Below are 14943 nucleotides of genomic sequence, written 5' to 3'. Positions count from 1 at the left end.
CGGGCGCCCGGCGTCGCGCCGGGCCCGCCGGCCGTCGCATGGCATGTCGTGCAGGTGTTTCGATCGGGCGTGGATGGCGTTGGCCCGGGCAGCATGGCGTTGGCCCGGGCAGCATGGCGTTGGCCCGGGCAGCATGGCGTTGGCCCGGGCAGCGGAGAGGGCGAGACGCCGGTACATGGGCCCAGGCAGGATATGAGGGTGGAGCCTGACGACCGCCAGCGACGCCCAGGGGGCGATCCCGTCGGCGGCGACGCCCACCCGGGCCGCCCGCTCGGGCCGCCTGGGCGCAGGGCGGCGGCACGGCGGAATGCGGGCAGAGGTCCACTTCTGTCCGGCGGGTCGACTGCCAACGACCCGACGCGGCAGGTTGTCCACGCGGACGCGCCGACGGTACGCAGACCCCGACCCGGCAGAGGTGATCCCGACGCGCCCACCGAGCGGCGGTCAAGGCGGTCCGCGGCAGGAGGGTCGGATGCGCCCGCCCAGCGCCGGACGAGCCGGCTCTCGGCAGGCGATCCGGACGCGCCGACCGAGCGGCATCCTGGGAGCCGGGGCGATCCGGACGCGCCGACCGAGTACCGCGCCCGCGCCCGGCCAGACGACCCCACTGTCGTCCGGACGGCTGTCGGACCCACCGGCTGGTTCGCGCAGGCCGGCCACTCCGTCGCCACCGGCACCAGCGGCGTCGGCCGGGTGGTGTCCCGCGGCGCGAGCGCCGTCGTCGGTGGCGTACGCAGGGTGACCCACGCGCAGGGCATGGGCGAGTCCGGGCTCGCCAAGTTGATCGAGCTCAACTCCGTCCACGCCGGCGGCGACGCGGCCATGGCGATCGGCCTCGCCGGCACACTCTTCTTCGCCGTACCCGTCGGCGAGGCCAGGGGCCGGGTCGCGCTCTACCTCCTTGTCACGATGGCACCGTTCGTCCTGATCGCCCCGCTGATCGGTCCGTTCCTCGACCGGTTCCGTCGCGGACGGCGCTGGGCGCTCGGGTCGACGATGGCGATCCGGGCGTTCTTCTGCTGGGTGATGGCCGGTGGGGTGGCGACGGGAGAGCTGTGGCTCTATCCCCTCGTCTTCGGCTGTCTGGTCGCCTCGAAGGCACACAATGTCAGCCGGGCGGCAGCCGTACCCCGCCTGCTGCCACCCGACGTCGCGTTGGTGACCGCCAACTCCCGGATCTCCCTCGGCGGCGCGATCTTCGCCGGGATCGCGGCCGCGGGTGCGGGCGGTCTTGCGTTCTTCGGGCCCGCGTGGCCGTTACGGCTGGCGTTCCTGATCTTCACCGTGGGCACGCTGATGGCGATCCTGCTGCCACCGCGGGTCGACTCGGCGGAGGGTGAGGGTCACCTGCGGTTCGCTGAGATCGGCCGGATGCTGCGCAGCCGTAGGGTCCCCACCGTCGTTGTCCTGGCGTTGCGGGCGAACGCCGCGTTCCGTGCGTTCACCGGCTTCTTGTTGATCTTCATGGCGTTCCTGCTCCGCGAGTTCCCGCTGGTGGGGTATCCGGTGACCCTGCAGGTGGCGGTGATCGCCGGTGCGGCGGGGGCGGGAAACCTCTGTGGCACGGCGCTGGGCGCGCTGGCGAGGGCGCGGCGGTCCGAGATCGTCATCCGCGTGCTGTTGGGGACCGCTGCGCTCGCGGCCTGCCTCACGGCGATCGTGTACGGACTGGCGACCGTCGCGGTCCTGGCGTTCGTGGCGGGCTTCGCCCAACAGGTGGGCAAGCTCTCACTCGACGCGTTGATCCAGAGCGAGGTGCCCGAACATGTAAGGACGAGCGTGTTCGCCCGGTCGGAGACGTTGCTCCAGCTGTCCTGGGTGATCGGCGGCGGCCTGGGAATCGTCCTTCCGCTCATTCCCGGGCTGGGGCTGGGGTTGTGTGCGTTCGGGCTCGCTGTCGGTCTGGTCGTGGCGTGGGGTCCGGCATCCAAGCGGGAACCTGAACGGGTGCCGCAGCCCGCCGAACCACCCGCCCGCTGATCACCGCCGGACCCTTCCCCGCCCGAGTTGCTGGAGGTTGGTCGGCATAGAAGCCGACCAACCTCCAACAACTCGCGGGCCGGCTGGACATGCCGGTCAGGTACGGAACCCGGTCAGGAACGGAAGCCGAGCTCGAGGTAGTCGTCGACGTTCTCCTTGGTGATGGTCGCCGACGCCAGGGTGATCATCTTCGGGATCTCGTTCTCCACCAGGTCACTCATGCCCTTGCCCTGGGCGACCAGCCGGGCCAGTGACACCGCCGACGACGCCATCGAGGGGTTGTAGGTCACGGTGCACTTGACCACGGTGTCGTCGGCCTTGATGCGTTCCATCATGTCGGTGGAGCCGGCGCCACCGACCATGAAGAACTCGTCACGGTTGGCCTGGTCGATCGCCGCGAGGACACCGATGCCCTGGTCGTCGTCGTGGTTCCAGATGGCGTCGATCTTCGGTGCCGCCTGGAGGAGGTTGGACGTGACGCGCTGGCCGCCCGGGACGGTGAAGTCGGCAGCGACGCGGTTCTTCACCTCGAGGCCGGCCTTGGCGAGCGCGTCCTTGAAGCCCTGGCTGCGCTCCTGGGTGAGCGGCAGGGAGTCGATGCCGGCGATCTCGGCGATGACGGGGTTGGACGTGCCGTCGGCCTCGAGGCGTTCGACGATGAAGTTGGCGGCGGCGACGCCCATGCCGTAGTTGTCGCCACCGATCCAGCAGCGGTACGACAGCGGAGTGTCGAAGATCCGGTCGAGGTTGATGACCGGGATGCCCGCGTCCGTGGCCTTCTGCGCGACCGCGGTGAGCTGCTTGCCGTCGTTGGGGAGGATGACGAGCGCGTCGACCTTCTTGTTGATCAGCGTCTCGACGGCGGCGATCTGCTTCGCGATGTCGTTGGTGGCCTCCACCTTCTCCAGCGTCACCTCGGAGTAGGACTTGGCCTGGCTGTCGGCGTTGGCGGTGATGGCCGCGATCCAGCCGTGGTCGGCGGCGGGTGCGGAGAAGCCGATCGTCACCGGCTTGCCGGGCTTGTCGGCGGCGGGCTTGGGGGCCGACTCGGCCCGGTTGTCGGTGCCGACGTCCTGCGGCTCGTTCGACGTGCATCCGGCGACCACCGCACCGCCGGCGACGACCGCCGCGCCGAGGAAGAGCTGTCGGCGGCCGAGGTCGGACCGGTCGGGATCCTGCTGTCGGTTCATGACCATCTCCTGTGGGTGGGGAGCACTGAGGACGGACGGACGCCTGGCCGGTCAGGGGACCAGGAACCCCGGCGTACGACCTGGGTCAGCGCGGCGCCGACGATGATCGCGCCCTTGGCGATGTTCTGGATCTCGGTCGGCAGGTTGTTGTGGATGAAGAGGTTGGTGATCACGGTGAAGACGAGGACGCCGAGCAGCGAGCCGATGATCGTGCCCCGCCCACCGGTCAGCAGGGTGCCGCCGATGATCGCGGCGGCGATGGCGTCGAGCTCGTAGAGGTTCCCGTGGGTGCTGGAGCCGGCCGTCGTCTGCGAGACGATCATGATGGCCGCGATGCCGCAGCAGAAGCCGGACAGGGCGTAGAGCAGGACGGTGTGCCGGCGGACGTCGATGCCGGCAAGCCGCGAGGCCTCGGGGTTGCCGCCGATCGCGACCGTGCGCCGGCCGAATGTCGTGCGCTCGAGCAGCAGCCATCCGGCGGCCACGACGACCGCCAGGATGATCACCAGGACGGGGATCCCCACCACGTCCGAGCGGGCGATGTCGTTGACGAACTCGACCCGGCTCACCTGCGTCTGCTTCGACGACAGCTGCTCGGCGAGACCCCGCGCGCTCGCCATCATCGCGAGGGTCATGATGAACGGCACGATTCGGCCGTACGCGATCAGCAGGCCGTTGACGATTCCCGTGCCCGTGCCGACGAGCAGCGCGCACATGATCATGACGCCGGGGCCGTAGGACTGGGTGGCGAGGGTCGTGCACCACACCGAGGCGAGCGCCATGATCGCGCCCACGGACAGGTCGATCCCGCCGCCGATGATGACGAACGTCATGCCGACCGTGACGACGCCGATCACCGAGGCGTTGGTGAGGATCGTGTTGATGTTGGACTGGGTGCCGAACGTCTCGGGCGACGTGATCATGCCGACGATCGCGAGGACGACGAGGACGACGACGAGACCTGCGTGCCGCACGAGCGTCCCCATGGCGAGCCCGCCCACGGTGCCCGCGGTGGCCGCGCCGGTCGCTGCGGCCGCCGCCTCCACCCGCGACTGCTCGCTGGTGGGTGGCGCGGTCACGGACGGCGTGCTTCCGCCGGGTTCGCGCGTGGTGCCCGCGTCCGTGCCTGCGCCTGCTCCTGTACCGGTCTGGTCGCTCACACCGCTCCTCCTCCTCCTCCTCCTCCTCCGATCGCGGTGCCGCTGGTGGCGACTCGGCCCTCCATGAGGGTGTCGAGCACCTGGTGCTCGTCGAGGTCGGCCGCCCGGCCCTCGTGCACGATGCCGCCGTCCTTGAGCAGCAGGACCCGGTCGGCGAGGCCGAGCACCTCCGGCACTTCGCTGGAGACCAGGAGTACGCCTACGCCGTCGGCCGCCAGCCTGCGGATCAGTGCGTACAGCTCGGCCCGCGCGCCGACGTCGACCCCACGGGTCGGCTCGTCGAGCAGCAGCAACCGGCTGCCGCCGAGGAGCCAGCGGCCGACGACGGTCTTCTGCTGGTTGCCGCCGGAGAGGGTACGCATCGGACGGCGTACGTCGTCCGGCCGTACGTCGAGCGAGCGCGTCACCCGGGTCGCCTCGGCGTGCTCGCGGCCGCGGCGGAGCAGCCCGAACGTCGAGAACCGGCGCAGCGTCGCCAGCGTGACGTTGTGGGAGACCGGCTGGTCGAGGATGAGCGCCTGGCTCTTGCGTTCCTCCGGAGCGAGGCCGAGCCCGACGCGCACGGCGGCGCCGACGGACCCCCTCCGCAGCGGCCTGCCGTCGACGAGGACACGGCCCACGTCGGGGCGTCGTCGGCCGTAGACCGTCTCGAGCAGCTCGGACCGGCCGGCGCCCACGAGGCCGGCGATGCCGACGACCTCGCCGGCACGCACGCTGAACGTCACGTCGCGGAACTCGCCGCGCCGGGTCAGCCCTTCGACCCGCAGCAGTTCTGCGCCGAAGTCACGGCTCGTCGCCGGGGGAAACACGTACTCCACCTGGCGGCCGGTCATCAGCCGGACGAGATCGGGGGTCGGCGTGGTGCGGGCGGGAAGGTTGCGGGCGACCGTTCGGCCGTCCTTGAGCACGGTGATCCGGTCGCCGATCTCGCGGATCTCCTCCAGCCGGTGGGAGATGTAGACCACCGCGACGCCGTCGGCGGACAGGTCGCGGATCACCCGGAACAGGTTGGTGGTCTCGTCGCCCGCGAGTACCGCGGACGGCTCGTCCATGATGAGCAGCCGGGCGTCGTGGGAGAGCGCCCGGGCGATCGAGACGATCTGCTTGCCGGCCGACGACAGGGTGCCGACTTCCTGCGTGGGCGGGATCTCGGCGTGGCCGAGGCGAGCCAGTAGCTCGGTGGTGTGCCGCCACATCGCCTGCCGGTGGGGTACGCCGAACGTGCGGGGTTCGTGGCCGAGGTAGACGTTCTCCGCGACGGACAGGCCGTCTACGAGGTCGAGTTCCTGGTAGATCGCGGCGACACCGCGTTTCATCGCCGCCTGCGGAGTCGGAAGGGTGAGGTGGTCGCCCCGCCACTCGATCTCACCGGCGTCCGGCTGGTGTGCGCCGGAGAGGACCTTGATGAGGGTGGACTTGCCGGCACCGTTCTGGCCGAGCAGGCAGTGCACCTCGCCGGCCTGGACCTCGAGGTCGACGCCGTCGAGTGCGCGTACGCCGGGGAACGCCTTGACGATGCCGGTGAGCCGCAGCAACGGATGCGTCGTCCCCCCGTTCGTGGTCCCGCTCACCGTCTCGTCCCACCTCCCGTCTGGGAAACGCTTCCCCGCACCTTAGTGCTCCTGCGGGCCGGAGGCGTAGCCGTGATCGATGACAGGAGAGCGGCGAAAGTTGCGGGCCGGCGGTGACGCGTATCAGTCATGGCGCGAACCTGCCGCGTCGCGATCGTTCTGCGTGGTCGGTGGTTCTGTGAGGGTGACGGTCATGAACGCTGTGGTTCGCCGTACGCCCATCAACCGTCGTGCCGGACTCCGGTTCGGCACCGCTGTCGCGGCAGCCGCGACAGCGGTGGCGCTGCTCTGTTCCATGACGGTGGCGAGCGCGACACCCGCACCCGGTGATCGGGGGCCAGGTGTGGTCGCGGGCGGGAACGCCGCTCTCGTCGGTTCCGCCGCCACTCCGGACGCGACCACGGTGACGCTGGTGACCGGTGACCGCCTTGTCGTGCGTACGGACGAAGCTGGTCGCCACTCGGCCGTCGTCTCGTCGCCGGATCCCGACCCGGCCGGCTATCTCACCCGGCAGGTGGGTGACGAGCTGTACGTCGTGCCAGCCTCGGCCGCGCCCCTGCTCGCGGACGGCACCCTCGACGAGCGGCTGTTCAACGTGACGGGCCTGGTCGAGCAGGGATACGACGACGCGCACAGCGACGGCATCCCGCTCATCGCGACCGCCGCGGACCCGCGCTCCGGCGGAGAGGTACCCGCGCCGGCCGGCTCGCGTCGTACCCGACCATTGCCGTCCATCGCCGCATCCGCCCTCGTCGTCGACAAGGAGGACTCACGGCGGTTCTGGCGGGACTTCGCAGACCCGCGCGACCGCTCGGCGCGGAGCATCCACCGGCTCTGGCTCGACGCGAAGGTGCAGCCCACGCTCGACCGGAGCGTGCGCCAGATCGGCGCGACCGAAGCATGGTCGGCGGGGTTCGACGGCACCGGAACGAAGGTCGCGGTGCTCGACAGCGGCTACGACCCGAACCACCCGGACCTCGCCGGGCGGATCGCCGCCACGGCCAACTTCACCGACCGCCCGGACGCCTTCGACGAGGACGGGCACGGCACGCACGTGGCGTCGATCGTCGGCGGCAGCGGCACGGCGTCAGCGGGCGTACGCAAGGGCGTCGCACCGGGTGCGGAGCTGCTCGTCGGGCGGGTGCTCGGCTGGGCCGGCGGCCAGGAGTCCTGGGTCATCGCCGGCATGGAATGGGCGGTCGGCCAGGGCGCGGACGTCGTGAACATGAGCCTCGGTTCGAGCGCACCGGCCGACTGCACCGACCCGGTGGCGGCGGCGGCGAAGCGACTGACCGAACAGACCACGACGTTGTTCGTCATCGCGGCGGGCAACACCGGCGTGCGCGAGGGGGTGACGTCGCCTGGCTGTGTGCCTGGTGCCCTGACCGTCGGCGCGGTCGACCGCGACGGGAAGACGGCGAACTTCTCCGCCCGCGGGCCGGTCCTTGGCAACCACGCGCCGAAACCCGACCTCGCCGCACCGGGTGTCGCCATCATGGCCGCCGCGCTCGACAGCCGTGGCGACAACCACTACACGCCGATGTCGGGGACGTCGATGGCCGCGCCACACGTCGCCGGTGCCGCCGCGATCCTCGCGCAGCGGCGTCCCGACCTCACGGCCCAGCAGCGCAAGGCGTTGCTGGTTTCGGCGGCCGCACCGAACGCCAAGGACGACATCGACGCCCAGGGCGCGGGAGTCGTCGACGTGCCGCGGGCGTTGCGCCAGACCGTGCTGGGTCCGGGGCCGACGAGTCTCGCGTCGTTCACCTGGCCGCACACCGACAGCGATCCCGTCACGACGTCCTTGTCGTTCACCAACATCGGTGACCGACCAGTGACGCTTGATCTGTCCCTCGAGGTGGCCGGGCAGGACGGACGTCCCGCCCCCCGCGGCATGGTCGAACTCGGCGCGCGCACGCTCACCGTGCCGGCGCGCGGGAGCGCCGCTGTGCCGGTGACCGTCGACCCCCGCACACGGGTCGACGACGCGGCGTACGGCGAGTTCGGCGGACGGCTGGTCGGCCGGGCGCCTGACGGCACCGTTGTGACGACACCGGTCGGCTTCTGGCTCGAACCGGAGACGGTCGACCTCACCGTCAGGACCCTTGACCGGCAGGGAAACCGCGCCACCGGGACCGGGTTCCTCGACGTCCTCAACGTCGACGCGCCAGGAGGGTGGCGGGTCTATCCCGACGGCAAGGACGACACGTTCCGCGTCCGCGCAGGTACGTACTCCATCGCCGCGCTCATCACCACCCGCGACCTCGGCACAGCGGCCACGGGGCTGGTCGCCTCGGCGACCTACGCCGGCCGTCCCGAGATCACCGTCGACCGTGACATGACCCTGGTCCTGGACGCGCGCGAGGGGCGGGGGCTCGAGGTCGACGGCGACCGGCCGCTGGAGTTGCGCGGCGGCGCGATGCTGTACGGCCGGTGGGCCAGCGACTGGGTGGTGTCCGGCGGCTATCTGGCGAACGCCTCGGTGGAGGACCTCTACGCCGTGCCCGACCCGCACCAGGTCGGCAAGGGTCACTTCGAGCTGGGAACGTACCTGCGGATGTACGCACCCGACGTAGACATGCGCATCGCAGGCCGCGGTGGAGCGCGGATCGATCCGGCGCCCATGGCCTGGGGTGAGCTGCTGGACGGCGAGGCGACGGCAGAGGTCGTCGACGTGGGCGACGGTACGCCGGAGGACCTCGAAGCCGCCGGCGTGCGCGACAAGGTGGCCCTCATCCACATGCCGACGCCGACGGCGACACGGATCAGCACCCTCCTGCGGGACGCGGCGGCCGCCGGCGCGCGGGCGGTCCTCGTCGGGCGTGACTCACCGGGGCGTTGGCGCTGGACCGCGCGGCCGAGCTTCGTGAACGGCGTGATGGTTCCGGCGGCTCCCGGGCTGACCCTCACGCCCGAAGACGAGCAGCTGCTGCGGGAGCGCCTCGCCGCGGCCGACGGCCCGGTGCGGCTGTCGTGGTCGGCGGTCGCCGACAGCCCGTACGTCTACAACCTGGCGTACTTCGACAAGGACCGGATCGGCTCCGACCGGACGCACACGGTGTACGCCAGTGACCTCGGTCGCGTCCACGAGACGTGGTACGCACCGGGCGACCGGTCGCTCGGCTATGCCGACCTGCCGATCGCGCACCGGCCGTGGACCGGGGGCGCGGTGGCCTACGTCGGCGACGTCAACCAGGTACGCACGCCGCAGGAGCGCGACGTCTACTACACCCCCGGCGACACCGGCTGGGAGCAGATCGTCACAGCCAACGTCATCTGGGGCGCGGTGGTCTACGACCGGGTACGCACCTTCACCCGCGGGGATTCCCTGCGGACGACGTGGTTCAAACACCCGATGCAGACCGGTGTCCGCGTGGCCGACGACGGGACCCACCTGCACGTCGCGGAACGGCAGGGCAATCTGGTGGGCTTCGAGTTCCCGCACTGGCAGGACGCCGACCCCGACCACATGGGGCCGCGGGCCGGTTTCGGCGACACCGGAGGACTGAAGCTGTACCGCAACGGCGTCCTGGTCGGGCAGTCGTCGTTCGGGGCGTTCGGGCAGGCGGCGGTCGAGGAACCGGTGGCGGACTACCGGCTGGAGGTCACGACCGCACGGCCGTTCGCGGGGTCGAGTTCCTATCCGGACTGGCGACTGTCGCTGCGGACCGAGACGACCTTCACGTTCCGGTCGGGCCGGCCGCCGGGTGAGGACACGGTGGCGCTGCCGATCCTGCTGCCGGACTACGACGTGCCGCTCGACGCGTACAACCGGGCCCCCGCGACGGCGGACTTCCCAGTGCGGCTGACGTTCGAAGGGCAGCCGGACTACGAGCCGGGCGCGGTGGGTGAGGTGTCGGCGTGGGCGTCCTACGACGACGGCGAGACGTGGTCCGCCGCACCGGTCACGGTGGGCGAAGGGTCCGCGTGGGTGGCGCACGTCGACAACCGGCCGGGCGCCGGCGGTTACGTGACGCTGAAGGTCGCCGCCACCGACAGCCTCGGCAACGGCGTCGAGCAGGTGGTCGAGAGGGCGTACGCGGTGAAGTGAGCGGGCCATCCGCCCACGGGTGTCGAGCAGATCGTGGAGCCTGGCGTACGCCGCCAGGTGAGGGACGCGCTCAGGTGCCGGGAGGGGTGAACCAACCGCCGCCGGCCGGGAAGAGGTACCGGTCGGCGACGAAGTTGAGCACCCGCCGCGCCTGCCGGAAACTCTCCGCGACCTCGGCGATGACCTCCAGGCGCACCGTCCGCAGCGGCGCCAGCTGAGACGCCTGGCGGTACCAGCGGGCACCCAGATGCTCGAAGAGGTCGATCGCCGGAGCCGCGGCGAGCGCGTCGCGGTCCTCGCGGACGATGCCGGCCGCGCGCAGCAGGCGGGCCGCGTCGATCGGGCCCAGGGCGTGCCTGGTCGTGTAGTCGGGGAACACGCCGGCGAGGAACAGCACCACGTCACCGAGTCGGCGGTAGGCGCCCGGCCGTTCGGCGGGAGGCACCGTGTCGACGAGGCCGGCGAGGCGAACGGGGTCGAGTTCGCTGTAGCGACGGGAACGCAGACCGCGGGCGGTACGCACGACATACCGCCCGCTGGCCACCCGGGCGAACGAGGCCAGCAGTTCGGCGAAGAACAGCCGCCGCGCCAAGGGTTCGAGAAAGCTGGCCAGCTCCGGGCCGTCGAAGACGGGGACGCGTTCGCGGGCTCCCGTGCGTTCGGTGAGGTAGCTCGTGTGGGACAGGTCCGCGGCCGACCGGTGCACCGCGGTCGTGAACGCCAGGAACGGCGACACCCCGACGAGCCAGCGGTCGTGAGGTTCCTGCGTACGACCGAAGACGGCCTCGAAGACCTCCGGCCGGTCGAAGAGGCCGGGAATCGCCGCCGGCTCGTGCCGCAGCTCGGCGGCGGTGAGTGTCGGCGCGGCCGCCTCGGCCAACAGCTCGAGGTCGGCGTCGGTCAGGTTGTCTGCGTACAGCTCACCGATGTGTCCACTGGCCACGCTCTCAACGGTACGCCGAAGCCGGGTGGCGGACACCGCCGTTCGCGCCGGCAAATGACCACGCTGGGCATGCCTGTGGAATGTTGGCCAGGTGTCGACGCCTCGCCGGTGACCACACGCCTGGCTGACCAGGCGGGCAACAGGTGACGCCACGCACGGGAACACGCGAAGGAGCCCCCCGCGGGAACACGCGAAGGGGCCACGCGTGGGAACCGGCGAGGGGGCCACGCGTGGACAGCGAGCCGCCCGCGCCGAGGACCGGCGAACAGCAAGGGAGCGGCGGCTCAGAGCTCCAGCTCGTTGGCGAGCGCCCGGAGGACGGTCGACACCTGCTTGGCCGTCCGGCCGTCGGGGTGCCGGTCACGCCGGTAGGTCCCCTCCAGGCCGTCGAGCAGCCGGATGAGGTCCTCGACGATGACCACCATCTCGTCCGGCGACTTCCGCATCGCCTTGGAGACGCTGGGCGGTGGCTCGAGCAGGCGTACGGACAACGCCTGGTCACCCTTGCGGCCCGCGACGATGCCGAACTCGACCCGCTGCCCCGCCTTGAGTGAGGTCAGGCCGCTGGGCAGGGCGGAGGCCCGGACGTAGACATCCCCTCCGTCGTCTTTGGTGAGGAAGCCAAAGCCCTTGTCCGCGTCGTACCACTTCACCTTGCCTGCCGGCACATCGACCTCGCTCGGATGCACTGTCTGGGATGGGAGAGCAGCGGAACCGGGCGACCCGCGCTCTCATGACACGTCTTCTCATGACTGGGCCCCGCAGGACGGGGGCCGCTCCAAGGGTAGACGTCTGGACGTCTGGCCTCTACCTCTTAGTACGCCTCACGCCACCTACGTGCCGGCTTCGGCCCGGACCGCGGGCCGCGCGTCGCGTGGCGGCCGCCACGCAGACCCAGGATCAGGATCAGCGGAAGCGGGACGGTTCGGGCAGCAGATCGTTCATGGAGCCGGACCGGAAGCCCTTCGGGTCGACCTCCGCTGTCTCGAACCCGGCCGCCAGCACCGCCTCGTGTGCCTCCTGCAGCGCCTCGACCGCCTCGACGAGATCGGCGTCGACCTCGATCCGCGCAGTGTCGCCGACGTCGCGGACCCGGAGGTTGCGGACGGGTACGCCGGTCTCGGCGAGGACCGCCCGAAGGGCGACCTCGGCCTGTTCGACGCGGGCGAGGCGGGCCGGGGTGATCGAGAGCCCGTACGCGATCCGGCTCGACAGGCAGGCCGCGGCCGGTTTGTCCCAGGTGGGCAGGCCCCAGCGGCGGGACGCCTCGCGGACCTGCTCCTTGGTGAGGCCGGCGTCCCTGAGCGGGGTGACCGCACCGCGCTCGGCCGCCGCGCGGATGCCCGGGCGGAACCCGGCTCGGGCGTCGTCGGCGTTCGTGCCGGTCGCGACGTGGGCGATGTCGAGCTCGGCCGCGATGGGCGTGACGACCTCGAGCAGTTCGGCCTTGCAGAAGTAGCACCGGTCTCCGTCGTTGGCGCGGTAACCCTCCCGGGCCATCTCGTCCGTACGCGGAGTGAGATGGCGGACCCCGAGCGAGTCGGCGAACTCGCGCGCCGGCGCCAGCTCGGCGTCGGGCAGGGACGGCGAGACGGCGGTGGCGGCGGCCACGTTGTCCGAGCCCAACGCGCGGACGGCCGCCGCGAGCAGGAACGCCGAGTCCGCGCCGCCGGAGAACGCGACGACGAGCGAACCCAGGGCGGTCAGCTGCGTCTCGAGTGCGGCCAGCCGGGTGGTGAGCATGTGTTCGTCGAGCCAGTACGGAAAGTCGGCAAGATCGGTGAGTACGACGTCCGCCCCGGCGGCCCGCAGCTCCTCCGCCGAGAGCGGCCCGGTCGGGACGCCCAGCGCCAGGGCCCCCGCCGTCCGCGCGCCGAGCATGTCACCGTGGTGGTCACCGACGTAGATCGTGGCGTTGTGCGCGCGCAGGACCGTGCCCTTCTCCTCCGCCCAGACGTCGCCCGCGATCTCGTCGACCTCGAGCCCGAGGTGTTCGAGGTGCAGGCGGGCGTGTGGCTCGTTCTTGGCGGTGACGACCAGCACCTTGCCGCCGTGCCGGCGTACGGCTTTGATCGCCTCGGCCGCACCCGGCAGCAGCGCGGCGGCCTCGACGGCCAGGTCGGGATAGAGCTCGCGGTAGAGCGCGACGGCCGCCGGCACCTGGGCGGGCGGGAACCACTGTGCCGCCTCGTGGTCCAGCGGTGGCCCGAGCCGGGTCACGACGGTGGCGCTGTCGACGTGGACGCCGGTACGCGCGGAGACCGCGTCCCAGACCGCGGCGATGCCGGGACGGGAGTCGATGAGGGTCATATCCAGGTCGAAACCGACGACTAACGCATCTGGGGCCACGGCATCGACCCTACGTTGCGTGGCAATGTGCCTGTCCCGGTCGGGGTCCGGGACGGGCGTCGAGGTGCGACGAGGTGCGAGTTGGAGGGCGGGACCAGCGTCCTCGACCTTGGGGCCGGGAGGTCCTGGACGCGATGGTCGGCGCACACTGTCCGTAGCGGCGGCTGCCGTGAGGGCTACGACTCAGCGGTCCTTGGCGGTGGCGGCCGAGTAGACGAGGGTCTTGCCGTCCGGATGCCGCAGCCGCAGCTGGTCCGCGTCGATCGTGAACTGGACGTCGCCCTTCAGCACGTCGAGGACCGTCCGCTCGACCTCGCCCGCAGCGCCCGGGCAGGCGATCAGGGTGCCCTGCAACGACCCGAACGCGATGGTCGAACCGGAGACGGTCGCCTCGCCACCGAAACCGTTGCAACCGCTGAAGCCCCTGACCTCTCCGCCCTTGGTGAAGGTGAGGTCCGGCGTCTTGTCCAGCTTCGGCACCGACGACGCCACCTCCCCGTCGATGATCGTCGTGAGCTTCCAGCGGGTGCCGGTCAGCGGGCGGTCGGGTTGGGCGACCTTGCGGTCGAGGAGGACGATTCTCGACTCGCCCGAGGTGAGGATCAGCCGGTCGCCGTCGACGCGCCATTCCGGGCTGGTGTCGAAGAGCTTCGCCAGCCATTCGTCCTGCTCGTGCCGGGCGGGATCGCAGCCCATCTCGGTCGTCGCGAGGCCGCCGCCCACGTCGAGCCGGCTGTCGTCGAGGCTGACCTCACCGGACATGGAGTTGCAGCCGGCGTTGGCGAGCAACCGGCCGTCGTCGGTGAACTGCAGGCTGATCCGGGTGCCGTCGACGAGTGCGCGGGGGGCACCGGAGTCCGTGACCTCGGTCGAGAGGTACGTACGTCCGCGTAGCTGGTCCTCCGCCTCGGATCCGGCGCCTGGGTCCACTGTTGTCACCCCTCCGCCGCAGCCACCGGTGCCTGCGGCAGCCAGGAGAAGGGCCAGGCATCCGAGCAGTCTGCGAGATCTCATAGCCATTCAGACGGTTCGCCGTCGCCGGAGGTTGCCCGGCGCGGCAGGCGCGGCGGGCGCGGTGTGCGGGATCCCGGCGCCGCTGGGATTCCGGCCCACACCGGCCCCGCCGCGGTCTGCGGTGGGTCTACGAGCCGAGCTGTCGGAGGAGGGTGGCGCAGAACGCCGGCAGGTCGGCGGGCGTACGGGACGTGATGAGGTTGCCGTCCTCCACGACTTCCTTGTCGACCCACTCGGCACCGGCGTTGACCAGGTCGGTCCTGATGGAGTGGTACGACGTCACCGTCTTGCCGCGCACGATGTCCGCCTCGGCGAGTACCCAGCCGGCGTGGCAGATCGCCGCGACCGGCTTGCCGTGTTCGTACGCCTGGCGGGTCAGGTCGACCAGCTTCGCGTCCGTACGCACCTTGTCCGGTGAGTAGCCACCCGGCACGACGACGGCATCGAAGTCATCCGCCCGCGCGTCGTCGGATCCGAGCTCGACCGTGACCTTCGTCCCTTTCTTGCCGGTGACTTCCTTGCCCTTCTCCCTGCCGACGACGACGGCCTCGTGTCCCGCCTTGCGTACCTCGTCGTACGGGACCTGGAACTCGGAGTCCTCGAAGATCTCGTCGACGACAAATGCGACCTTTGCCATGGTTCTCCCCGCTTTCGCTTCTCGAGGTCGGGGCCAGTCGGTCGGACT

General features: G+C 71.2%; 10 protein-coding genes. 2 read left to right on the top strand and 8 right to left on the bottom strand.

The window, feature by feature from the left end:
• Positions 1 to 198 precede the first annotated feature (198 nt).
• Entirely contained in the window at positions 199 to 1980 is a 1782-nt protein-coding gene (locus tag ABNF93_RS20035) for an MFS transporter (RefSeq protein WP_349329630.1), read from the top strand.
• 113 nt (positions 1981 to 2093) lie between these two features.
• Here ABNF93_RS20035 and ABNF93_RS20030 read toward each other — a convergent pair whose 3' ends face one another.
• The 3 genes from ABNF93_RS20030 to ABNF93_RS20020 are packed head-to-tail and all read right to left on the bottom strand — an operon-like array spanning position 2094 to position 5901.
• Positions 2094 to 3170, bottom strand: a complete 1077-nt coding sequence (locus tag ABNF93_RS20030) for a substrate-binding domain-containing protein (RefSeq protein WP_349329629.1) — start codon at positions 3168 to 3170, stop codon at positions 2094 to 2096.
• A complete protein-coding gene (locus tag ABNF93_RS20025; RefSeq protein WP_349329628.1) occupies positions 3167 to 4330 on the bottom strand; it encodes an ABC transporter permease in 1164 nt (387 codons plus the stop codon). The genes ABNF93_RS20030 and ABNF93_RS20025 overlap by 4 nt, the downstream gene beginning before the upstream one ends.
• A complete protein-coding gene (locus ABNF93_RS20020; protein ID WP_349329627.1) occupies positions 4327 to 5901 on the bottom strand; it encodes a sugar ABC transporter ATP-binding protein in 1575 nt (524 codons plus the stop codon). The genes ABNF93_RS20025 and ABNF93_RS20020 overlap by 4 nt, the downstream gene beginning before the upstream one ends.
• 193 nt (positions 5902 to 6094) lie before the next feature.
• Between ABNF93_RS20020 and ABNF93_RS20015 the strand changes: the two genes are divergently transcribed.
• Positions 6095 to 9952 carry a S8 family serine peptidase gene (locus ABNF93_RS20015; RefSeq protein ID WP_349329626.1) on the top strand — a complete coding sequence of 1286 codons (3858 nt, stop codon included), beginning with the start codon at positions 6095 to 6097 and terminating at the stop codon, positions 9950 to 9952.
• Positions 9953 to 10022: 70 nt separating this feature from the next.
• Here ABNF93_RS20015 and ABNF93_RS20010 read toward each other — a convergent pair whose 3' ends face one another.
• The 5 genes from ABNF93_RS20010 to ABNF93_RS19990 all read right to left on the bottom strand — a co-directional run bounded on the left by ABNF93_RS20010 (position 10023) and on the right by ABNF93_RS19990 (position 14895).
• On the bottom strand, positions 10023 to 10895 hold the full coding sequence (locus ABNF93_RS20010) for a hypothetical protein (RefSeq protein ID WP_349329625.1): 873 nt from the start codon (positions 10893 to 10895) through the stop codon (positions 10023 to 10025).
• A 284-nt stretch (positions 10896 to 11179) separates the two neighbouring features.
• Entirely contained in the window at positions 11180 to 11563 is a 384-nt protein-coding gene (locus ABNF93_RS20005) for a cold-shock protein (protein WP_349329738.1), read from the bottom strand.
• Between the two features lie 238 nt (positions 11564 to 11801).
• Positions 11802 to 13244 (bottom strand): ATP-dependent sacrificial sulfur transferase LarE, encoded by a 1443-nt coding sequence (gene larE / locus ABNF93_RS20000; RefSeq protein ID WP_349329624.1) that lies wholly within the window; start codon positions 13242 to 13244, stop codon positions 11802 to 11804.
• Positions 13245 to 13427: 183 nt separating this feature from the next.
• Positions 13428 to 14174 carry an META domain-containing protein gene (locus tag ABNF93_RS19995; protein WP_349329623.1) on the bottom strand — a complete coding sequence of 249 codons (747 nt, stop codon included), beginning with the start codon at positions 14172 to 14174 and terminating at the stop codon, positions 13428 to 13430.
• A 211-nt stretch (positions 14175 to 14385) separates the two neighbouring features.
• Positions 14386 to 14895, bottom strand: a complete 510-nt coding sequence (locus ABNF93_RS19990) for a type 1 glutamine amidotransferase domain-containing protein (RefSeq protein ID WP_349329622.1) — start codon at positions 14893 to 14895, stop codon at positions 14386 to 14388.
• Positions 14896 to 14943: the final 48 nt, after the last annotated feature.

This window comes from Actinopolymorpha sp. B9G3 (assembly GCF_040120725.1).
Taxonomy (GTDB): Bacteria; Actinomycetota; Actinomycetes; order Propionibacteriales; family Actinopolymorphaceae; genus Thermasporomyces.
This window is presented reverse-complemented; position numbering and strand designations above follow the sequence as displayed.

Coding starts and splice junctions, on each gene's coding strand:
- ABNF93_RS20015 (WP_349329626.1), top strand. CDS start 6,095: ATGAACGCTGTGGTTCGCCGTACGCCCATCAACCGTCGTGCCGGACTC.
- ABNF93_RS20030 (WP_349329629.1), bottom strand. CDS start 3,170: ATGAACCGACAGCAGGATCCCGACCGGTCCGACCTCGGCCGCCGACAG.
- ABNF93_RS19990 (WP_349329622.1), bottom strand. CDS start 14,895: ATGGCAAAGGTCGCATTTGTCGTCGACGAGATCTTCGAGGACTCCGAG.